The sequence below is a fragment of the Novosphingobium sp. genome (genome assembly GCF_036820275.1).
Taxonomy (GTDB): domain Bacteria; phylum Pseudomonadota; class Alphaproteobacteria; order Sphingomonadales; family Sphingomonadaceae; genus Novosphingobium.
The window spans coordinates 90,557-110,667 of the sequence record NZ_DAISLT010000019.1 but is presented as its reverse complement, the minus strand read 5'-3'; the positions used below and the strand labels follow the sequence as shown (position 1 = coordinate 110,667).

Here is a 20,111-nt window from a genome sequence, read left to right as displayed (position 1 = left end):
AAGGCAGCGCGCTATCTCGCCTTCGTGGTGGGCAAAGCGCATGGCCGGCAGATGGAGCCGGAGATCCGTCGCAGTTGGGCGCAAACCTTGCAGAGGGGGCGCTCCAGAAACCTGGATGCCCCATCATGGCTCTGGCGTTCAGTCGTAGACCTCACCGGGCGGCATGAAAAAGGCTATCTCGATCACTGCCGGGTACATGCGATGAACGATTAAGCGTTGGAGATGGCACATCGAAATGCATGAAGGCATTTCGACCCCCTTCGGACCCTCAGCACCGGATTTCAGATTCCGAGGTGCGGATGGTCTGCTATCCGGCAGGTCGCGACCATGAGCCGCCAAGCAAGGCCTTAGCTCGGGAAGCCTATGCGTTTACCGAGCGGTCTTTCATTGAGTGCGCTGACAGTTCGATCCACGAATTGCCTAACATCCCCGACCTCAGCGAACAGCCCCGCATAGGCCTCGCCAATCAGCAACGTGCATTGCTCGAACTTCTTAAGCTGCCGTGTACCTTCATCGGTGAGCCGATATATCTTCCGCCGCGCATCATCGTCATCGCTGTGATGTTCTATGAGACCCAGGCGGGAAAGCTTGGGAATCTTCTGCATGACTAATTGATGCGAATGTCCCAGTTCTCGAGCAAGATCCGAAGCCGAAGCCGTGCCAAGCGTCGCCAGAACGGTCATCAACGAGCACGAGCGAACCGGAATGACGATCCCCATCGCATCGAAGACAGTCTGTGATTGTTCGCCGATCAGAATGCTCAGGCGCTCAACGGCGCGCCCGAGAAATACGGCGTCATCGATCATTGCCGGAGTGTCCTTTCGCTCAATCAAGGCGCTTATACGTCTGAATGCTGCCGTCCTTATTCACACGTTCGAGCGACGTCACCTTTCCGTTCCGGGTATTCAGGCGATATCGAAAATCCGAGACGCCTTCTACCGCAAACAGGTTGGGGCCGATCGGCTCCAACGCTACGCGAAAGCGATCCCGCCAGATGTAAAACAGAGCGCCGTTCTCCCGTACAATCTGCCGCCCTTCATATTTCCCAACGGCCTTTTGCACCATTCCGGCCTCCAAAGCCGGGGGCTTGATGTTCGCCGACAAGACCGGGAGCAGCCAATCAAGTTCCGCTTGCCTGGCATCATCGGTCTTCGCCAGATTTTCGAGCGCTAGTTTATGCGCTAGCGGAAGAGCTTGAATCGAGGGACTTTGGATGTCGGGCTGAACTCCCACGCCTTCGAAGTCGCCATGGTCTACTGGATCGCGGATCTGGCCAATCGGCACCTGCACGAAGAAATCGTCGTTGACCGGCTTACGCTCCACTGGATGCGCACCGCCTGCGGTTCGTTCTCCGATCAGGGTCGCCCGACCCAGCTTTTTCATTGCGTAGGAAAACCATTCTGCAGCGGAAAACGATGTTGAGCCGGTCAGAATATAGACCGGCTTGTCAACCATGCGTTTGCCAGGCAACCCGGGCAGCACCCATTGTCCGCGCTCGATCCGCTTGCCGTCCTCGTTATAATAGTAATCGAACAGGAGCTGGTCTTTTTCGCTGGAGAAGAAATAGCTCGCAATAAATTGCGCCATTTCCAAGTATCCGCCGTTGTTGGACCGTAGATCGATGACAAGGGCATCGGTATTGCCAATGAACAGCATTGCCGCGGCCGCGGTATCGTAGGCAAGTTCGGGGTTGGCAAAGTAGCTGAACCGTATGTAGCCGATATTGCCATCCAGACGACTGACCTCATCAAAGCCGAAATTGGTCTGCTCCAGCCGAGCCATCTCCTCATTCCGCAGCTTGGCCTTGATTTTCGGATCAGCCGTCATCCGAAATTCTGCGACCCATTTAGGATCGACGCCCACGAAGAAATGGAGATCGCCGCTGACCTTAAACAAATCGTCGGTCAGCTTCCTCGCAAACTCTTCCTTCGTGTTCGCGGCGTCATAGTCGCCTTTGTGCAAATGTTCCTGAAGCACCGGCGCGATTTTCCGGGCCATATCCGGAAACACGTAATTCACGGACAATGTGGTGTCGAGGGACGCGATGATCGCAGCCTTCTCGCTTCGCGAAACCCCCGAAGATTCCGCGAATGCGCTAGACGCACAGAGTACCGATAACATCGACAGCGCTTGAAGAAGTGACCTGCGATTTCGCATTCTCAAAAATCCCCATCCACGGAGATTCGAAATACAACATATTGCGCAACATATTGCAAATAGAGATTTGACTTGGCTCCTGTGTCGGTGACGTTGGCTGAGATCACGGCCTACAATGGGCATTTCAAGGACACGCTCCGCGCCATGTCGTGACTACGAGCGGAAGGGAGCTTGTCGAAGAGCTCTTGGTCGTGTGTGGGGCAGGTTCACCAGGAAGCTGGGATGTTCAGCCGGTGCCCCCAGGAGGACCTGTCGCCTCACGAAGCCCGGCCTTGGTGGAGAAATCCACGTTGATGCGCAGAGGCGCCCCGATCGCACCGAACTGTTGATCGGCACCGATCGGGACGGCCTATGTCCTGCTACTGGTGGCGCTCCTTATCGAGGCGAGCGGCGAGTGCGCGCTGGGACGCACGGGCATAGGCGCGACAAGCGTCCGGGGAAGCAGCGAACCGCCCGTTGGCGCCGCTTTGCTCGGCGTGAGCCGTTATCAGGATGTCGCACGGAACAACGTTCATGGCAGCGTGGGCACGGCGATAGTTCGCGACTACAGCCTGGCCTGCCGGCGATGTGAAGCGATATCCCTTGCCGGCGACGGGATTGAGACTGGAGCCGAAGACGATATTGCGGCAACTCCTACCCTCGCAGGATCGCCAGGCCCAACTCATGCTGCCCACGGTGTGGCCCGGGGTGGCGCGGGCGGTGACGACGGCATCGCCAAGCTTTAGCTGTGCTCCGTCGTTGATCACTCGCACGTTTCGCACCGGCGGAAAGCGGGCGTTGTAGCCGACCTGGGGATCGTCGGCAGCAAAGCGGCCGGTACGCAGGGCCTGCGCTCCGCGGGCACTGGCGATCACGGTGGCCCCCGTATCGCGCGCGAGCGCTGCAAGCCCTCCGGCATGATCGAAATGGGGTTCGGTGCTGAGAATATATTTGATGTCGTGCGGGCGAAAACCGAGCTTCGCAACGTTGGCGAGGATCTTCGGCGCGGCCTGTGGCAAGGCAGCGTCGATCAGGATCAGGCCGGCGCCAGTATCGATCAGCGCGACGCTAAGGCCGCCGAAACCGACAAGATAGGTCTTGCCGAAAACGCGCACCGGCTCGGCCGGCGCCAGCCATTCGGCCTCGCGTTCGACTGCCATCGGCCTGGTTAGCGGGTCATCAGGCGTTTGTCCCGACGCTCCGGCGAGTGCGGCTGCGGCCAGAAGAATTGTTCCTGGATTCATCGTTGGCTCTCCTTTCCGCGAGATCATGAGGACAGGAGCCGATGACGACAAAGGATCATATCTCGACAGAGGCATGAGGATAACTGATGGTTGGCCATGGACCGCGCTCAACTTCCCCTCAACGCCCTTCGGGCCTTCGAGGCATCCGCCCGTCACCTGAACTTTACGCGCGCCGCCATCGAGCTATGCGTCAGCCAAGGTGCGGTGAGCCATCAGGTCGCCCAGCTTGAACGTCGGCTTGGCACGCGGCTGTTCCACCGGCTGCCACGCGGGCTGGCCTTGACGGATGACGGACAAGGCCTTGTCCCGGTACTTGCGGAAGCCTTCGACCGGGTCGGCGCGACGCTCGATCGCTTCGCCGAAGGGCGCTTCCAGCACACCCTGAACATCGGCGTCGTGGGCACTTTCGCGACCGGGTGGCTGCTTGAGCGGCTCGACGGCTTTACGGCCACTTATCCGCACATCGCCTTATCCGTGTCGATCAATAACAACCGGGCCGATCTGGCAGGCGAGGCGCTTCATTATGCAATTCGCTTCGGCGATGGCGCGTGGCATGGTACTCATACCGAACAGCTCGTGTGCGCCCCGATGACACCGCTGTGCACCCCGTCGGTGGCGAGGCGCCTGAGAACGCCGCGGGACCTCCATCACGAAGCGTTGCTGCGGTCGTATCGTCCCGATGAGTGGCGCGCCTGGTTCGATCTCGCAGGGGTCCCGTCGCCCGTCCTGCGCGGGCCGATATTCGACAGCTCCGTATCGATGGTGAGCGCGGCGATGGCGGGGCTTGGCGTCGCGCTCGCGCCGGCGTCCATGTTCATGCGCGAGATCGCGGCAGAGCGGCTGATCCAGCCCTTTGCGGTCGATGTCGATACCGGTCGTTACTGGCTGACCAGGCTGCATTCGCGTAAGGTGGAGCCGGCGATGCAGTGCTTTCGTGACTGGCTTGTCCGGGAGGCGATGGACGATCGAACTGAGTGATGCACGCTGGGCAATCGCTGGCGAAACTTCGGCAGTAGATCGCCGGTTATGAGGATTCCCAGGTGTTTCAGGCCTGAAGACTAATCCGCTTACCGCTCTTCAAAGCGATCGGTCGAGGGATGCCCGGAACCCGCAGAGTTGGCCATCAAGACGGCTGCGTAAATGGCACAGGCGCTCAAAGAGCGAAGGTGCTTGCGCTTGCGTGACATGCACGGTGTCCCGCTCCACAGCTCTTTAACGAAAGCTCGTCAGGTGAAGTGTCACCGTCCATTGATGCGAACGATCAACCGCGATGTCGCTAGAGTTGTGACACAGAAATGTTCGGGTGCGATGGTGTTCGCGAAAATCTTCTAGCGCCTTTGCACCTGAACACCGATCGATGCCAGGGGGCCTCCAGCACCAACCATCGTACGCGCGCTTTTCTCGCCGGTGACCATGATGTCGTCCGGCCTTGTCGCCTCAGCCCGGGAGCGGCCTGCTGGGCCTGTGCCGGGATAGCGAGCGCGGCTATGGCCACGCTCGAAAACAATGCGGAAAACTTGAACATGCCCCCCTGTTCCCTTCAGGCGGAGGCATAGATTCTATAAATATTACGAGGCAATCGCATTCTCAGGGAACTGCGGGCAAATGCTGGTTGGGATCGAGGCTGCCCATCACCACCTCGCGGTTTTGCCGGTTCGCTTCGAAGCGGGTGAGATCGGGATCGTTGGCCAGGATCGCGGCGATGATCCGTCGCCGCCCGGCGCGCCAGAACGCCACGCCTTCCCCGAACGTCTCCACCACCGGCGAAGCACGGGCCGAGGCATAGTGCAGCGTGACCCGCGTCAGCATCTCGAACAGCGGGCGGCGGACCATCTGGAACAACAGTTCCTGAAACTCCAGCTCGAACGGCCCGAACTCCGCCATGGTGCGGAAGGATGCGGCACGTTCGCCCAGTACCGCGAGCTTGTCCCGCAACGAAGCGTCGGTGCAACGGGCCGCCGCCGTCGCCAGTTCGGTGAACAGCAGCGAGGTCATGTCGAGCGCCTCTTCATAGCTCGCCGGGTTCATTCGCATGTAGGAATGGAGCGCGCGCTCCAGCGCGGCTTCGTTGGGCCGGGTGCCGTAATAGCCGCCACCGGGGCCACGCCGCACCTCCAACAGGCCCTCGTGCTCCAGCACCCGCGCCGCCTGCTGAAGGGTGACGATGCCCACTTCCAGCTCCCGCGCGAGTTCGTGCAGCGCGCCGAGCAAAGTGCCCGCATCGCAGGCGAATATCCGCTCGCGCAGTGTTTCAGTGGTGCGCGCCACCAGGTTGGTGCCTTTGCGTCGTCCCGATACCCGTTTCATCACCTCTCCAATTATATGCCTGTTTTTATCGTTCCAATACCGCATTCTGGCGATTTCGCGCAAGATCAAGTCAATTGACCGCCTGTTTTTAGCTCCATACCTTCCACTGTGAAACGAACGGCCGCAAGCGCCGACAGTGGAGAGGAAGAGAACGAGGATGGGCTTCCAACATCCCGACATATCGGCATTCCCCGAGATTTCGCTGGTCATCGGAGACGAGCGCGCGCGCTCCGGCAGCGGCGCGGACTGGCATCATGTCTACCCCGGCACCGGCCGCGTCACCCGAGAGATCCGCCTGGCCGGCACTGCCGACGTCGATCGCGCCGTCGCCGCTGCCAGGGCCGCGCACCCTGCATGGCGCGCCCTGTCCGGCGACAAGCGGCGAGACCTGATGTTCCGTCTCGCCGCACTGATCGAGAGCAAGGCCGCCGAGATGAGCCCGCTGCTCACGGCGGAGAACGGCTCGATCCTGATCGCGGGCGGCCACATGAGCCTCGATGCCGCGCAGAAGTTCCGCTACTACGGCGGCTGGGCGGACAAGATCGACGGACGCACGGTATCGACCTGGGGCGGCCCGGCGCACGACTACATGATGTACGAACCCTACGGCACGGTTGGCGTGATCGTGCCATGGAACGGGCCGTTGTTCGCCGCCACCATGGTCATGGCCCCGGCGCTCGCTGCGGGTAACTGCGTGGTACTGAAGGCGCCCGAACTGGCGCCGTGGTCGCTGATGAAGCTGATGGAGGCGATCCACGAAGCCGGTTTCCCGGCCGGCGTCGTCAACCTCGTCACTGGCGGACCGGACGTGGGCGCGGCGATGGTCGGCCATCCCGGCATCGACAAGATCGAATTTATCGGCAGCGGCGCAACCGCGAAGAAGATCCTTGCCAGCGCCGCCGAAACGCTGAAGCCCGTGGGCCTCGAACTCGGCGGCAAGTCGGCCGTGATCGTCTTCGCGGATGCCGACCTTCAGGCCGCTGCCAAGCGCGGGCTGTCCGGCGCCGTCAGCGCCAATGGCCAGGGCTGCGTCAACGGCACGCGGCTGCTGGTGGAGCGGTCCGTCTACGAACCCTATCTCCAGATGCTGAAGGCCATGGCCGCGCATGTGAAGGTGGGCGATCCCTTCGCCATGGACACTTTCATGGGCCCGGTAATCTCCGAAGCCGCGCTTGCCCGTATCGACGGCATGGTGCGGCGCGGGGTCGAGCAAGGCGGCGAAGTGCTCTGCGGCGGGGCGCGGCTGGAGGGCGATCACGATGAAGGTTACTTCTACCCAATCACCGTCCTCGCCGGAGTAACGCCGACAAGCGAGATCGCTCGCAACGAAGTGTTCGGCCCGGTCCTCGTCGTCACCCCGTTCGACAGCGAGGAAGAGGCGATCGCGCTGGCCAACGACAGTGACTACGGCCTCGGTGCCTATGTCCACACCACCAATCTCACCCGCGCGCACCGCGTGGCCGGGCAGATGATGGCCGGGCAGGTTCAGGTCAACGGATCGGGCGAGGCGATGACACCCTGCGTGCCCTTCGGCGGCATGAAGCATTCCGGCCACGGCCGTCTCGGCGGGATCGAGGGTCTGCGCGAATTCCAGCAGGTCCGCAACGTCTGGGTCAACCTTCAGGACTGAGGAGAGCGAGGATGGCACTGCTCCAACCCCAAGAACGCAATGCGCGCGGCCTTGCCACCGAGGCCGAGGTAACGGCTCGCCCGGCCCGTCCTCCGGCGACCCTGCTGGAGGAATCCTGGCGCGATTTCGTCTTCGCGGAAGTCTGGACGCGGCCGGGATTGCCCCGCCGCCCGCGCTTCCTGGTCGCAATCGCCAGCGCCGTTACTTGCGGCCTGGAAGACCGCCAGATCGACGATTTCGTGCGCGGCGCGCTGACCAGCGAAACGCTGACCCTAGCCGAACTGCGCGAGGCGGCGCTGCACCTTGCCGTCTACGCAGGCTGGGGCAATGGCGGCAAGCTGGACCGCGCAGTAACGCGGGTTGCCGAAGAACTTGACCTGCTTCCGGCTGAAACGCCCGCGATCTGCCCCGAACCCTGGGATCCCGACGTGCGCAGCCAGCGCGGGCATGACGAATTCGCGCAGGTCATGACCTTCCCGCCCGGCCCTCCGGCAACGCCCTATCTGGAAGGGATCAACAATTTCGTGTTCGGAGAGATGTGGTGCCGTCGCGGGCTGGACGAGCCCTCGCGCCGCTGGATCACGCTGGTCGGCGTCTGCGAATCCGGTGCCGAAATCCCGATCCGCAGCCATATCCACGCCGCCATGGCCAGCGGCAACTGCTCGGCGGAGGAGATGCGCGAATTCTGCCTGCAATACGGCACTCATGCCGGGTGGCCCAAGGCATCGCGCATTCAGGGCGTGGTGCTGGAGATGATCGACAAGGTCGCGAAGGGACTCCCCTGGCATGCCAAGTGACAGCATTTCGACGGGCTTCATCGGCCTGGGCTCGCAAGGCGGGCCGATGGCGGAACGGATGCTGGCCGCCGGGTACGAGCTAACCGTCTGGGCGCGGCGTCCGGAGGCGACGGACGATCTCGTCGCCAAGGGCGCGTATCGCGCGGCTTCCGTCGCCGAACTGGGCGCTCGGTGTCGGCATATCGGCATTTGCGTGGTGGACGACGCGGGGGTGGAGGACATCTGCGCGCAACTGCTCCCGGTCATGACGCCGGGCAGCGTGCTGGTCATCCACTCCACGATCTTGCCCCAGACTTGCGAGCGGTTGGCGGCGGAAGCGCACGGCATCGCCGTGCTCGATGCCCCCGTCAGCGGCGGCGGCGGGGGTGCGGCGGCCGGTACGCTGACGGTCATGTGCGGCGGCAGCGAAGAAGCCTTCGCCAGGGCGCTTCCCGTGATGGAAAGCTTCGCGCGCAAAGCCGTGCTGCTCGGTCCGGTCGGGTCCGGCCAGCGCGCCAAGATCGTCAACAATGCCTTGATGGCGGCCAATATGGGCCTGGCCCATGCGGCGCTGTCACTGGGCGAAGAGCTGGGGATCGACCGCGCGGCACTGGTCGATCTGGTCAAGCATTCCAGCGGCCGCAGCTTCGGTTTCGAGGTCTATGCCCGCCTGCCCTCGCCCACGGCCTTTGCCCATGGCGGCAAGCTGCTGCGCAAGGACGTGGACCTGCTGGGTGCGATCGCCACGCCCGAAAACGCGCTGGCCCAGGCCGCCGATCCCTTCCTCGATGCGGCGCTGGCCGCAACGGAGCCCACTGCATGAGCGTGATCTTCAAGACCCTGGACATGACCGGCAAGGCCGCCGTCGTCACCGGCGCCGCCTCCGGCCTCGGCCGCATGACGGCGCTGAAACTGGCCGAGGCCGGCTGCGACCTCTGGCTGGTGGACGTGAACGAAGCCGGGCTTGCCGAAACCACCGAACTGCTGGCGTCGCATGGGCGCAAGACAGGCAGCGAAGCGGCGGACCTGTCCGATCCCGCCACCTGCCAGGCCGTCATCGCCCATGCCGTCGAGACATTCGGCCGCCTCGACGCGCTCTGCAACGTCGCCGGGCTGATCTACCTCGCCAACACGCCGCAGATGCCGCAGGCGCAGTACGAACGCACCATCGACGTCAATCTCAACGCCCCATTCTTCCTCTCGCAAGCTGCGATCCCGCATCTGCTGGAGGTGAACGGCGCGGTCGTCAACGTCGCCTCCTGCGCCTCCTACATCGGGGAGGCCTATGCGGCCGCCTATTGCGCCAGCAAGTGGGGCCTCCTGGGCATGACCAAGGCCATGGCGATGGAATTCCAGAAGCAGTCCATCCGGATCAACGCCGTCGCACCGGGCGGCATGATCACCAATATCGCGACCAACTTCACCCCGCCGGAGAACTGCGACTTCGAACTGCTCAAGCGCTTTTCGGGGCTGCGCGGGCAAGTGGAAGTGGAGGACGTGGCCGACCTAGTCGTGCTGCTCGCCTCCCCCGCCGGTCGCGGCTTTCACGGTGCCTGCCTCTCGCTCGACGCGGGCATCACGGCAGGCTGACAGGAGACAATTGCAATGACATTCTCACTCGACCAGTTCCGCCTCGACGGCAAAGTGGCGGTCGTCACCGGCGCGGGCGGACGCGGCAACTCCATCGGCCGCGCCTATGCGCTCGGCCTGGCCAATGCGGGCGCAACGATCGTGGTGGCGGACTTGAACGGGGAAGGCGCCAGGGCCGTCGCGGACGAGATCGTAGCGGCCGGCGGCAAGGCGGTCGGCGTACAGGTGGACGTTTCCGACGAAGCCTCCACCCTCGCCATGGGCGCCGCCGCGAAAGAAGCCTTCGGCGGCGTCGATATCCTCATCAACAATGCCGCGCTGATGGTCGATGTCAGCTACGACAATTGCGAGACGATCTCGCTCGATGCCTGGAACAAGGCCTTCGCGGTGAACCTCAACGGCGCGCTGCTCTGTGCCCGCGCGGTGATCCCCTCGATGCGCGAGCGGGGCGGCGGACGGATCGTCAACCAGACCTCGGGCGGCGCCTTCCCGGCGACCGGGCTCTACGGCATCACCAAGCTGGCGCTGGTGGGTCTTACCACCTCGCTTGCCAAGCAGTTCGGCAAGGACGGCATCACCTGCAACGCCATCGCGCCGGGCAACGTCACTTCCGACGCGGGCAAGATGCTGGTGCCCGACGATTCCCCGTTCATCCAGTTCCTCAACATGACCTGTGCCCTGCGCGCGCGTGGCGCGCCGGACGAGCTTGTGGGCACCGCACTGCTGCTCTGTTCAGATGCGGGGGCATGGATCAGCGGGCAGACCATCCACGTCGACGGCGGCTGGGTGCTGCGCCCCTGAACGGCGATCAGCAGACTTGCGGAACGGGGCGACCGCGACGCGCCTTGGCCTCGTAAAGCGGACGATCCGCGCGGACGATCACGTCGTCGATCCGCCGGTCGTCCGCCTCCACGGCGGGCTAGGCCCATGCTTACGCTCCACAGATCGTCCAGAGCGTGCTGGCTTCGAGGCGATCGCGCAGGCTATCCATGAACCGTTCCGGATCCCGGCACGCGACAGGCAGCAGCACGAGGAATTCGTCCCCGCCGAGGCGCGCCGCATAGCCGCCCTCGCCATTGAGTGGCATGCCGACCTGTTCCATTTGACCGTGGCATCTGCATCACGGATTCTCGCCGTAAAAGCTCGTTGCCTTCGTCGAACGCCCTGAAGTAGTCCGGGCACGACAACTTCGTCTGGCGACTGCTCGCAGAAATCAACCTCACTCTCGCGAATGTCCGCCGACTAAGCCGACACAGAGCCCTCTTCGGGGTTTCCCGACCACTGCTCTCGCTTCTCAACCAGTATTCTCTGAGTGTCAGGCCTGACGTGTAAACCCGCATCGAGCGACCGTTCGGGGCGGTCTGGTAGCGCCGATGGCGCGTGCCGCCAGAATGTCCGCCGCAAACCCAAAAACGACCTCCGTCACGAGAACAATTTTCTATAATAGAAATTTTTCTCCATATGGATTGATTTTCTCTCCCCACTCTGCTTCCTTTCAACTGCAGCCTGGCATCCAACCCGGACGCGATAAAAATAAAAACTGGAACGTAAGAATTTACGTGAATCAGGGGGTGTTTATGAACGTCTCTACCAAGATATGGCTTGCCAGTACGGCGGTTTCCGTTCTGACAATGCTGAGTCCTGCCTATGCCCAAACGGCGGAGGATGCCGCCGGGGAACCCACGAAAGGCGGCGAAATCCTCGTCACCGCATCGCGCATCCAACGCTCGGGCTTCGACGCACCGACACCGACCACGGTAATCGGCGGGGACGATCTCCTGCTGGGCAACCGCCCCAGCATCGCGCAAGTGCTGAACGACGCGCCGCAGTTCCGCGCCACCTCGACGCCGGCGACGACCGTTGGCGGCACCAACAGCGGCCTCTCCACGGCAGACTTGCGCGGTCTGGGAGCAGTGCGCACGCTGACCCTGCTCAACGGGCACCGCTTCCAGGGCAGCAGCGACCTCAACACGATCCCGCAGAATCTGGTCAAGCGCGTGGACGTCGTGACCGGCGGCGCTTCGGCGGCCTGGGGTTCGGGCGCCGTCGCAGGCGTGGTGAACATCATCCTCGACGACGACATGACGGGCGTGCGCGGCGGTATCCAGACCGGGATTTCCAGCCGTGGAGACGCCGCACGCTACGGCGCCGACATAGCCTGGGGCACCCGGTTCGCGGACGGTCGCGGCCACTTCATGATCTCCGGCGACTACCTGCACGAACGCGGCATCCTCGACCGCAAGAGCCGCCCCAATCTCGAAGCGGGCGTGTTCCAGCGGGCCGACGGGCAACTGGAACTGGTCAGGGATCCGAACTTCACCCTGTTCAACCGGGGCGGTTCGATCCTGAGCGCCACCGGCGTCCCCTATGGGCTGATCTTCAATCCGGACGGCAGCGTCGGACCGCTTCCACTCGGCAGCGCAACCGTCGGACAATACACCGTCGGCGGGGGCGGCCAGAACATCTACGACTACGTCGCCGTCAGTGCGCCGTACAAGCGCGGCAATGTCTTTGCGCGCGTGGACTACGAACTGACCGACAACCTGAAGATCTGGGCCAACGGCAGCTTCAACCGCACGACTTCCAACTACGGGATGTTCCCGGAGACGCCGGCAGCCGTGATCCGGCCGGACAATGCCTTCCTGACGCAGACCGCGCGCGACCAGCTTGCCGCGGCCGGGATCACCACCCCCTTCCTGTTGGGACGAATGCTTGACGATGTCGGCAGCGACAGGATGCTCAAGCTTCGGGCCAGCAGACGCCTGCTGGAAGGCGCGATCGGCCTCGAAGGCTCGTTCGGCAAGGGCTGGACCTACAACGCCTATTACGACCACGGCGAAGTCCGGTTGAACCAGCGGCTCGACAATCAGAGGATCACCGCCCGCTTCAACAATGCCGTCGATGCCGTGCTCGTGAACGGCGTCGCCACTTGCCGCATCAATGCTGACGCATCGACGGCCAACGACGATCCGGCCTGCGTGCCCATCAACCTGCTGGGCAACGGCAATATCTCGAACGAAGCGGCAGCCTATGCTTTCGGCGGGGCGCAACTGATCGCCACGCTCAAGCTGGATGCGGCAGGCGCCAGCGTGCAGGGCCAGCCCTTCTCGACCTGGGCCGGAGCGGTGGACTTGGCCTTCGGCACCGATGTCCGCTGGGAAAAGCAGGTGACCAACTACGTCGATCCCCTGTCGCTTTCGAAGTCTCTGGCGACGCTCAACTCCTCGGCCACGAACGGACAGTTCAGCGTCAAGGAAGCGTTCGTCGAGGTCAACGTGCCGCTGCTCGACCTGCCCGATGCGGCCAAGCTGGAAGTCAACGGCGCTGCCCGCTATTCGGACTACAGCACGAGCGGCGGTATCTGGTCGTGGAAAACCGGCGGAACCCTGCGTCTGGTCAACGACCTGCTGCTGCGTGCCGTCTATTCGCGCGACATCCGCTCGCCCAGCATCACCGAATATTACCTGAGCCGTTCGACCAATATCGGCAATCTACAGGACCCGTTCCGGGGGGCACCGCAGACCAATGTCGTGGTCTACGGCGGCGGCAATCCCAATCTCACCCCGGAAATCTCCCACACGCTGGCGCTGGGCGGTTCGTACTCTCCGCATGTGGTTCCAGGACTGCGTCTGTCGGTCGACTACTACAGCATCAAGATCGATAACGTGATCACCACGATCACCGCGCAGGACGCCCTGAACCAGTGCTTCGCCGCGGATCCGGGCGATCCGACCTGTGGCGGCGTCATTACCCGCACCGCCAACGGCACGATCGAATCGATAACCAATGCCTACCGCAATCTGGCGGAATACCGCACGCGCGGCCTCGATATCGAAGCCTCCTATCGCATGGCTCTCGGATCCGGCAGCCTGACATTCCGCGCGCTGGCGAACCATGTCTTCGATCTCAAGATCAACGGCACCGACGTTTCCGGGATCGTCGGCGGAGAAACCGCCTTCTCCACCCCGAAATGGCGCATGACCGGCACCGTCGCCTACGAGAACGAAAAGTTCGGCGGCAATGTGCGGCTGCGCTATGTCGATGGCGGAATCTACAGTCGACAACTGGGACCCAACGGCCAGCCGATCCTCAACAACCATATCGACAGCCGTCTCTACACGGACCTCGGCGTGCAGTTCAAAACGGGATCGTTCACGCTGTTCGGCAACGTCAACAACCTGTTCGACCTGAACCCGCCGCTCACTCCCTTCATCACCCCGCATTACGACGTCATCGGCCGTTACTTCTCGGGCGGCATCAAGCTGAACTTCTGAAACCTCTCCAGAAGAAACTGCGGAGGTTCCCGTGAAAATCGGGAACCTCTCTTTTTATGACTGCGGGAAAAGCAGTAAGGCCCCGGACCATCGGTCCGGGGCCTTTACTTTGACAGAACGAGTAGTCGGTCAGACCGGCATCGTCATGCGCCCACGCTACAACCATGGCGCAGGACCGTTCCAGCCCTGGCGCCGGTATGCCGACCGTTCTCGATCGTGACGACGCCGTTGACGACGACGGTGTCGATCCCGGTGGGAGACGCGGTCGGCTTGTCCCACGTCGCCACATCGTCCAGCGCGGCATAGTCGAGGATGACGAGATCGGCGCGCATCCCGTCGCGGATCAGGCCGCGATCGCTCAGGCCCATGCGCTGGGCGGGCCAGCCGGTCATCTTGCGCACCGCCTCTTCCAGCGAGATCACCGGGCGGCGCTTGGAATATTCGGCGATGGCGCGCGGGAAAGTACCGTAGGCGCGCGGATGGGGCAGGCCCAGCGCATCGAGTTCGCCGAACTTCTCGGATGCCGCCGCATCGCTGCCGATGCTTACCCAGGGCTGGCGCAGCGCCGTCTCGATATCGCCCTCGTTCATCATGAAATAGAGCGCCACCGATCGGTTGGGCAAGCCTTCCAGCAGAATATCCCAGGCCACATCCGCCGGATCGCGCTTCAGCGTGGCGCCGATCTTTTCGAGGCTCTGGCCGTGATAGGGGGCGTATTTCTTGCTGAAACCATTGGCGAGGATGACATTGCCGAAGCCGCCCGAGGCCTCGACGAGATTGGACCAACCCGGCATCGAGCCGGCCGCCACTTCCTTCTTCATCCGCTCGCGCACTTTGGGATCGCGAAGCCGGGCGATGCCCTTCTCGATGCCGTCGGCCCAGACCCAGCTCGGTGCGATGATCTCCAGCCCGGTGCCGCCCGCCGTATAGGGATAGAGGTCCGCAGCCACGTCCACGCCGCGCGCGCGCGCTGCGTTCACGGAGGCGATCGCTTCCGGCATGAGCTTGCCCCAACCGGGCGCGAAAGCGGCCTTGAGGTGGAATATCTCGACCTTGGCGCCCGATTTCTCGCCGATCTCGATCGCCTCGTTGACGGCCTTCACCAGATCGGCGCTCTCGTCGCGCATGTGGGTGGCGTAGAAGCCGCCGCACTGCGCGGAAACCTTGGACATCGCGATCAGGTCCTGCGTCGACGCAAAGCTGCTCGGCGGATAGATCAGCGCGCTCGTCACGCCGAAGACACCTGCCTCCATCGCCTTGCGGACTTCGGCCTTCATGACCTCCATCTGCGCGGCGGTCGGCGTGCCGGCGACATCGCCCATCGCCTTCTGCCGCGCCTGAGTGGTCGAGTAATAGGTCCCGAAGTTGACCGCGATGCCCTGCTTCTCAAGCTGGCCGAAATAGGCGGGGATCTGCGAAGCCTCGACCGGAGTGCCGCCCTCGCCCGCGATGACGGTGGTGACGCCCATCCGCAGCTTGTTCTCCGCCGCGCCGTTCTTGAGCAGGACGCCGCCGGACTGGTCCATCATGTCGATGAAGCCGGGCGTTACGTAGCGATCCCGGGCGTCGATTTCCTTGGCACCGTGTCCAGCGATCCGGCCGACCCGCACCACCCGGCCGCCCTTCACCGCCACGTCGGCGCGCACCCAGGGATTGCCCGCACCATCGAGCACCCGGCCGCCGCGAATGACGATATCGTATTCGGGTACGGATTGGGGGGCGGGCGCATTCCCGGCCAGCAGCAGCGTCATCGCGCTGCCCATCAGAACGTGCTTGAACATGGTCTCTCCCTTTATTGACGCGCCGTTTTCCCGGCGCCTTGCGCGCGGACGGCATCGACGACCTCATCGACCGCGGCGATCACGACATCGGGCCGGTCGATCTGGATGTAGTGGCCGGAATCCGGCACGAGCTGCTGGCGGCCGCGCGTGGACATCCCCGCCATTTCGGTCTGGAGATCTTTCCAGATCGCCTTCATGCGCACGCCGTCCTGCGGTGTCAGGTCCAGCAGCTTGAGCTGCTTGGGCGTATAGGGCGCCATGGCCGTGAGCACGACCAGCGGACGGTCTCCGAAGCTGCGCACCGCGCGCGCCTGATCGAGTGTCCGGTCGAAGCCTTCCAGTTCGGCGCGCATGCCCTGAACCGAACTGCTCATGTAGGCCGAGATCTTCGCGCTGGCGTCCTTGGGCATGTTCGGCATCTCGCCGCTCACCAGCAGGCGGATCGCCCCGGTCCAGGCGAGCGCGGTGGCGATCCGCATGGTACCGGCCATCTGTCCGGGATCGACATTGCCCTTCACCACTTGCGCCATGCGCCGGACCTGATCGGGATGCGAGGCATCGACCATCACGAGACCGGCAACCTGCTGGCCATAACGGGCCGTATAGACGCGCGTGTAAGGGCCGCCGATCGAGTGGCCCGCCAGCACCAGCGGGCCGGTAATGCCCGCTGCCGCGAGCGCAGCGTGAAGATCGTCGGCAACGGCGGCGGCATCCTGCGGGGTGGACTTGGGATCGCTCCACAGGATCCCGGCGCGATCGTAAGCGCAGGTGCGGGTATGGCGGGCAAGCGTGTCATGGACACGAACCCAGTCGACCGAGCCGCCGGAACCGAGTCCGGATTCGAGGATCACCGTCGGCGATCCAGCCCCACGGCAATCGAGATGAAGGCGCCGACCGCCGATATCGACCATCGTCCCGCGCGGCGGATAGAGCCGCGCGGCCCGATAGCGCCCCCAGGCCTCGTAAGCGGCACCGACGATCAGGAGGAGCAGGACCAGCGCCAACAGGCCAAGCAGAATCCGCAGGCTCCACTTGCGCAGGCGCGGCCATTTTCTGGTTTTCTCAGCCACGCCGGACGCCGTCATCATGCTTTCTCCCTGAACTAGCCGGTCTAGCCGAGGCAGCTTTCGACCAGCCGGTCGAATGCTTCGCCGCCGCGGATCGGGTCCGCCACCGGCAGGCCAAGCCTCCGGCTCTCCTCTGCCATCAGCTCCAGAGCCTCTTCCTCGCCGAGATGCGCGGTGTTGAACGAGACGCCGGTGCAGCGGATATCCGGATTGGTCCGCGAACCGATGCGGATGTTGAGGTCGATCACCTCTTCCACGCTGGGCAGATCGTAGCCGGGCGTACCGAGCATCTGGGTGCGTCCGGGGTGATGGCAGACGACGATGCGGTCCGGCTGGCTGCCATGGAGCAGACCCAGCGACACGGCGGCATAGGCCGGATGGAACAGCGAGCCCTGCCCCTCGATCACGTCCCAGTGTTCGGGCGCGGCATCGGGGCTGAGCATTTCGGCGGCGCCTGCCTCGAAATCGGATACGACCGCATCCATCGGAATGCCGCCCCCGGCGATCATGATCCCGGTCTGGCCCGTGGCGCGAAAGTCGTTGTCGATCCCGCGCGCGGTGAAGGCGCGGGCGAGTGCCAGCGCGGTGTATTTCTTGCCCAGCGCGCAATCGGTGCCGACCGTCAGCAGGCGCATGCCGGTGCGTTTGCGCCCGGTGCCGACCTTGATCCCCCGGGGCGGATGACGCACGTTGATCAGACGGCGGCCGAGCCGCTCGGCAGCCTCGGCCAGTGCGGGAACTTCCGCCAGACGCATGTGCAGGCCGCTGACGATGTCCAGCCCGGCCTCAAGCGCCTCCACCAGCGCCGGCACCCAGCTTTCGGGCAACACGCCGCCGCTGTTGGCGACGCCGATCAGCAGGGACCGCGCGCCCGCCCGGCGCGCCTCGGCGGGGTTCAATGCCGGAAGGCCGGTGCTAACCTTCGCGCTCGGCAGAGCAAACTCGCCGGTGCAGATGTCCGGCGCCCAGTCGCGCAGGCCATAAGCGGTTTTCGCGAAGCCCGGCTCCACCGTATCGCCAAGGAACAGCAGATAGGGCTGGGGCAATTCCGTCGAGCGGGCCGTGCGGTCGGAAGCGTCGGTCATGAGTTGAAGGGCCACCTGTCTCACCTGTCTGGGGCTGAGGACACGAAGAGGAAGCGCGCTGCGACTCCTCTCGTATGTCCTGAACCGTTGATATGGCTTGATGGTATTTTTCCAATCAGAGAATTGCAATCCCGTTTTGAAAATTTAACGTGGTCAGAAATCGAACCCGACGCCGATCAGATGGAAGCCCTTCGCCATCCACAGGATCACCAGCACACTGAGCGTCAGCAGCAGGGACCAGCCCTTCTCGAACCGCCGCCCCTTCGTTTTCCAGACAAGCACGGCATTCCAGACGGCAAGGCCCAGCGCGGCCAGCAGGACCAGCGGCGTCGCGACTTGCAACGCGCCGAGCGCCCAATCGAGTTCACCGTTCATCGAGGAAAAATCGCCCAGCAAGGCGCTGGCGAAGCGGAACCAGCAGGCCAGCACGACCAGCACCAGCCCCGCGAAGGCGCGGCTCAGGCGGTAGGCGCGCCAGGGCTGGATGCCGCGGGGCGGCACGACGCCGTAGTAGCGGCGGACCAGCGCAACCACCGGCCAGGACAGCACGGTCAGGAACAGCACGCCCAGGCTCGCCAGTATCGCCGGGTTGAGCCAGGCGATCGAAAGATACCAGGGTGCCGGTTCGAACAGCATGTAGGGCGCGGAAGAATCGAGGCCGAAGCGCACGACCCTGCCGTCCTCCACTTGTGCGGCGAGGCGCATCTTGCCGTCGCTTTCACGCCAGACGAAAGGCGCGATCTCCACCCATTTGCGGTCCTCCCCGCCGATGCCCGGCGCGGCCTTCACCCGCAGGCCGCCCTGCGCGTCCAGGTCCACCCTGATCTGGCCGCTCAGCTCGAGCGCCTTCAGGAAGCTCGTCTCCGAGCGGCGGGTCTTGTTGTAGGTGCCCACCATCATGTGGGCATGACGGCTCGCCGTGGCGGCATCGACGCGGCCATCCTTCTGGACATGGGGAAAATAGCGATCGGCAAAGGCATCGAAGAGGTGGCTGCGGATCGGACCCGATACCTTTCCGGTGCCCGCCGCGTTCATCGACATGTAGATGCCGACCCTCTCGTCCGGCAGCAGCCAGAGCTGGCTGTGGAAGGTCAGCGTATCGCCTGCGTGGGACAGCGCCCGGCGGCCGTTGATATTCTGCTCGTAGAAGCCGAGCGCCATGCCGTTGAGCGGCGGGATCGCCTTCAAGATGCTGTCGTGCATCAGCCGCGCGGTTTCCGGCCTGAGCAGCGCCCCGCCGTTTTCCAGATGCGCAATCATGAAGCGGCCCATGTCGGCCCCGGTCGCGCTCAGTCCTCCCGCGGGCCAGAAGCTGTTCAGTTCCAGCCGTGACGGCGCGCCCGATCCGCGAATGTAGCCGGAGGCGACTTGCGATCGGAGACTGGGCGGCAGGTTCTGGCTGAAGCTGGACATGGTCATGCCCGCCGGGGCGAAGACATGGCGGTTCGCATAAGTCTCGAAGGGCTCGCCGGAAACGCGCTGCACGATATAGGCGGCCAGCGTGGTGCCATAGTTCGAATAGGCGGGCGTCGTGCCGGGGGCGAAGATGCGTGTCGGCACCCAGCGCTTCAGCGCCACGTCGAGCGGGGGAATGTCCTTGAGATCGTAGCTGTTGAGCCCGCGCTGGACTTCCTCGAAGCCGGAACGATGCGTCATCAGGTTGCGCATCGTGATGGGCTTTCCGAAAGCCTCGGGAATCCGGAAGTCGAGATAGGCGTTGATGTCCTTGTCGAGATCGATCTTGCCCTGCTCCACCATCTGCATGACGGCGGTCCAGGTAATCAGCTTCGAGATCGACGCCTGCCGGAACAGTGTCCGGCCGGGATCGACGGATCGGCGGTGGGCCATGTCCGCATAGCCGAAGCCGCGCTGCGTCAGGATTTTGCCGTCCTTGACCACGACCACCACCGCACCGGCGGCATCGCCGCGCTGGAGGGCATAAGGCATGTAGCCGTCGAGCCAGGCATCGACATCCGCCTTGTCCAGAACAGGAGTTTGCGCAGCGGCAGGGCCGCCTACGGATTTCACGTTTTCCGCTGTCGGCTGCGCCGCTATCGGGCCTGCCAGTGCCAGCAACGCCATGCCGATCCAGCCGCGTAATCCGCGCATATTTATCCCCCCGTCTCGTTCGGTCGGCTCAGGGCCGGTAAGTCAATTTTCCGTTACGGAAAATTTTTCCAATCCGACAACAGACGGGTATGTTTGTCAATAGGGGCGCGGC

At 63.7% G+C, this 20,111-nt stretch carries 16 protein-coding genes and 1 pseudogene; 8 read left to right on the top strand and 9 right to left on the bottom strand.

Features of this window, described 5'->3' with window-relative positions; genetic code table 11:
- Nucleotides 1–213: pseudogene (locus V7066_RS16085) on the top strand (DUF2252 domain-containing protein); the annotation flags it as partial.
- Nucleotides 214–347: 134 nt separating this feature from the next.
- Here the strand turns inward: V7066_RS16085 and V7066_RS16080 are convergent.
- From V7066_RS16080 to bla, 3 genes are all read right to left on the bottom strand, one after another.
- Nucleotides 348–806: a MarR family winged helix-turn-helix transcriptional regulator gene (locus V7066_RS16080; RefSeq protein ID WP_334183990.1), complete on the bottom strand. Its 459-nt coding sequence runs from the start codon at nucleotides 804–806 to the stop codon at nucleotides 348–350.
- Between the two features lie 19 nt (nucleotides 807–825).
- Nucleotides 826–2,121 carry a S41 family peptidase gene (locus tag V7066_RS16075; RefSeq protein ID WP_334183989.1) on the bottom strand — a complete coding sequence of 432 codons (1,296 nt, stop codon included), beginning with the start codon at nucleotides 2,119–2,121 and terminating at the stop codon, nucleotides 826–828.
- A 395-nt stretch (nucleotides 2,122–2,516) separates the two neighbouring features.
- Complete coding sequence (gene bla / locus V7066_RS16070; protein ID WP_334183988.1) at nucleotides 2,517–3,380, bottom strand: subclass B3 metallo-beta-lactamase; 864 nt, start codon at nucleotides 3,378–3,380, stop codon at nucleotides 2,517–2,519.
- 96 nt (nucleotides 3,381–3,476) lie between these two features.
- Between bla and V7066_RS16065 the strand changes: the two genes are divergently transcribed.
- Nucleotides 3,477–4,358: a LysR family transcriptional regulator gene (locus tag V7066_RS16065; protein WP_334183995.1), complete on the top strand. Its 882-nt coding sequence runs from the start codon at nucleotides 3,477–3,479 to the stop codon at nucleotides 4,356–4,358.
- A gap of 609 nt (nucleotides 4,359–4,967) precedes the next feature.
- On the opposite strand, the gene V7066_RS16060 is transcribed toward V7066_RS16065, so the two are convergent.
- A complete protein-coding gene (locus tag V7066_RS16060) occupies nucleotides 4,968–5,687 on the bottom strand; it encodes a FadR/GntR family transcriptional regulator (protein WP_334183987.1) in 720 nt (239 codons plus the stop codon).
- A 157-nt stretch (nucleotides 5,688–5,844) separates the two neighbouring features.
- Here V7066_RS16060 and V7066_RS16055 point away from each other — a divergent pair, with 157 nt between their 5' ends.
- The 5 genes from V7066_RS16055 to V7066_RS16035 are packed head-to-tail and all read left to right on the top strand — an operon-like array spanning nucleotide 5,845 to nucleotide 10,484.
- Nucleotides 5,845–7,317 (top strand): aldehyde dehydrogenase family protein, encoded by a 1,473-nt coding sequence (locus V7066_RS16055; protein WP_334183986.1) that lies wholly within the window; start codon nucleotides 5,845–5,847, stop codon nucleotides 7,315–7,317.
- Nucleotides 7,318–7,328: 11 nt separating this feature from the next.
- A complete protein-coding gene (locus V7066_RS16050) occupies nucleotides 7,329–8,114 on the top strand; it encodes a carboxymuconolactone decarboxylase family protein (protein WP_334183985.1) in 786 nt (261 codons plus the stop codon).
- Nucleotides 8,104–8,916 (top strand): NAD(P)-dependent oxidoreductase, encoded by an 813-nt coding sequence (locus tag V7066_RS16045; RefSeq protein ID WP_334183984.1) that lies wholly within the window; start codon nucleotides 8,104–8,106, stop codon nucleotides 8,914–8,916. Before V7066_RS16050 ends, V7066_RS16045 begins: the two co-directional genes overlap by 11 nt.
- On the top strand, nucleotides 8,913–9,683 hold the full coding sequence (locus tag V7066_RS16040) for an SDR family NAD(P)-dependent oxidoreductase (RefSeq protein ID WP_334183983.1): 771 nt from the start codon (nucleotides 8,913–8,915) through the stop codon (nucleotides 9,681–9,683). The genes V7066_RS16045 and V7066_RS16040 overlap by 4 nt, the downstream gene beginning before the upstream one ends.
- A 15-nt stretch (nucleotides 9,684–9,698) precedes the next feature.
- On the top strand, nucleotides 9,699–10,484 hold the full coding sequence (locus V7066_RS16035) for an SDR family oxidoreductase (RefSeq protein WP_334183982.1): 786 nt from the start codon (nucleotides 9,699–9,701) through the stop codon (nucleotides 10,482–10,484).
- Nucleotides 10,485–10,614: 130 nt separating this feature from the next.
- Here V7066_RS16035 and V7066_RS16030 read toward each other — a convergent pair whose 3' ends face one another.
- Nucleotides 10,615–10,770, bottom strand: a complete 156-nt coding sequence (locus V7066_RS16030; RefSeq protein ID WP_334183981.1) for a hypothetical protein — start codon at nucleotides 10,768–10,770, stop codon at nucleotides 10,615–10,617.
- A 490-nt stretch (nucleotides 10,771–11,260) separates the two neighbouring features.
- Here V7066_RS16030 and V7066_RS16025 point away from each other — a divergent pair, with 490 nt between their 5' ends.
- Nucleotides 11,261–13,957 (top strand): TonB-dependent receptor plug domain-containing protein, encoded by a 2,697-nt coding sequence (locus tag V7066_RS16025; RefSeq protein WP_334183980.1) that lies wholly within the window; start codon nucleotides 11,261–11,263, stop codon nucleotides 13,955–13,957.
- Between the two features lie 143 nt (nucleotides 13,958–14,100).
- Here V7066_RS16025 and V7066_RS16020 read toward each other — a convergent pair whose 3' ends face one another.
- The 4 genes from V7066_RS16020 to V7066_RS16005 form a co-directional block, all read right to left on the bottom strand.
- The gene (locus tag V7066_RS16020) at nucleotides 14,101–15,738 is read right to left on the bottom strand and encodes an N-acyl-D-amino-acid deacylase family protein (protein WP_334183979.1); all 1,638 of its coding nucleotides are present in this window, start codon (nucleotides 15,736–15,738) and stop codon (nucleotides 14,101–14,103) included.
- Nucleotides 15,739–15,749: 11 nt separating this feature from the next.
- Nucleotides 15,750–16,826 (bottom strand): alpha/beta fold hydrolase, encoded by a 1,077-nt coding sequence (locus V7066_RS16015; RefSeq protein WP_334183978.1) that lies wholly within the window; start codon nucleotides 16,824–16,826, stop codon nucleotides 15,750–15,752.
- Between the two features lie 23 nt (nucleotides 16,827–16,849).
- Nucleotides 16,850–17,890, bottom strand: coding sequence for a DUF1611 domain-containing protein (locus V7066_RS16010; RefSeq protein WP_334183994.1), 1,041 nt, complete (start codon nucleotides 17,888–17,890; stop codon nucleotides 16,850–16,852).
- Between the two features lie 153 nt (nucleotides 17,891–18,043).
- The gene (locus tag V7066_RS16005) at nucleotides 18,044–19,999 is read right to left on the bottom strand and encodes a serine hydrolase domain-containing protein (RefSeq protein WP_334183977.1); all 1,956 of its coding nucleotides are present in this window, start codon (nucleotides 19,997–19,999) and stop codon (nucleotides 18,044–18,046) included.
- Nucleotides 20,000–20,111: the final 112 nt, after the last annotated feature.

Excerpts from the sequence above, each read along its gene's own strand:
- V7066_RS16080 (WP_334183990.1), bottom strand. The coding sequence starts at position 806 with ATGATCGATGACGCCGTATTTCTCGGGCGCGCCGTTGAGCGCCTGAGC.
- V7066_RS16075 (WP_334183989.1), bottom strand. The coding sequence starts at position 2,121 with ATGTTATCGGTACTCTGTGCGTCTAGCGCATTCGCGGAATCTTCGGGG.
- bla (WP_334183988.1), bottom strand. The coding sequence starts at position 3,380 with ATGAATCCAGGAACAATTCTTCTGGCCGCAGCCGCACTCGCCGGAGCG.
- V7066_RS16065 (WP_334183995.1), top strand. The coding sequence starts at position 3,477 with ATGGACCGCGCTCAACTTCCCCTCAACGCCCTTCGGGCCTTCGAGGCA.
- V7066_RS16060 (WP_334183987.1), bottom strand. The coding sequence starts at position 5,687 with ATGAAACGGGTATCGGGACGACGCAAAGGCACCAACCTGGTGGCGCGC.
- V7066_RS16055 (WP_334183986.1), top strand. The coding sequence starts at position 5,845 with ATGGGCTTCCAACATCCCGACATATCGGCATTCCCCGAGATTTCGCTG.
- V7066_RS16050 (WP_334183985.1), top strand. The coding sequence starts at position 7,329 with ATGGCACTGCTCCAACCCCAAGAACGCAATGCGCGCGGCCTTGCCACC.
- V7066_RS16045 (WP_334183984.1), top strand. The coding sequence starts at position 8,104 with ATGCCAAGTGACAGCATTTCGACGGGCTTCATCGGCCTGGGCTCGCAA.
- V7066_RS16040 (WP_334183983.1), top strand. The coding sequence starts at position 8,913 with ATGAGCGTGATCTTCAAGACCCTGGACATGACCGGCAAGGCCGCCGTC.
- V7066_RS16035 (WP_334183982.1), top strand. The coding sequence starts at position 9,699 with ATGACATTCTCACTCGACCAGTTCCGCCTCGACGGCAAAGTGGCGGTC.
- V7066_RS16030 (WP_334183981.1), bottom strand. The coding sequence starts at position 10,770 with ATGCCACTCAATGGCGAGGGCGGCTATGCGGCGCGCCTCGGCGGGGAC.
- V7066_RS16025 (WP_334183980.1), top strand. The coding sequence starts at position 11,261 with ATGAACGTCTCTACCAAGATATGGCTTGCCAGTACGGCGGTTTCCGTT.
- V7066_RS16020 (WP_334183979.1), bottom strand. The coding sequence starts at position 15,738 with ATGTTCAAGCACGTTCTGATGGGCAGCGCGATGACGCTGCTGCTGGCC.
- V7066_RS16015 (WP_334183978.1), bottom strand. The coding sequence starts at position 16,826 with ATGATGACGGCGTCCGGCGTGGCTGAGAAAACCAGAAAATGGCCGCGC.
- V7066_RS16010 (WP_334183994.1), bottom strand. The coding sequence starts at position 17,890 with ATGACCGACGCTTCCGACCGCACGGCCCGCTCGACGGAATTGCCCCAG.
- V7066_RS16005 (WP_334183977.1), bottom strand. The coding sequence starts at position 19,999 with ATGCGCGGATTACGCGGCTGGATCGGCATGGCGTTGCTGGCACTGGCA.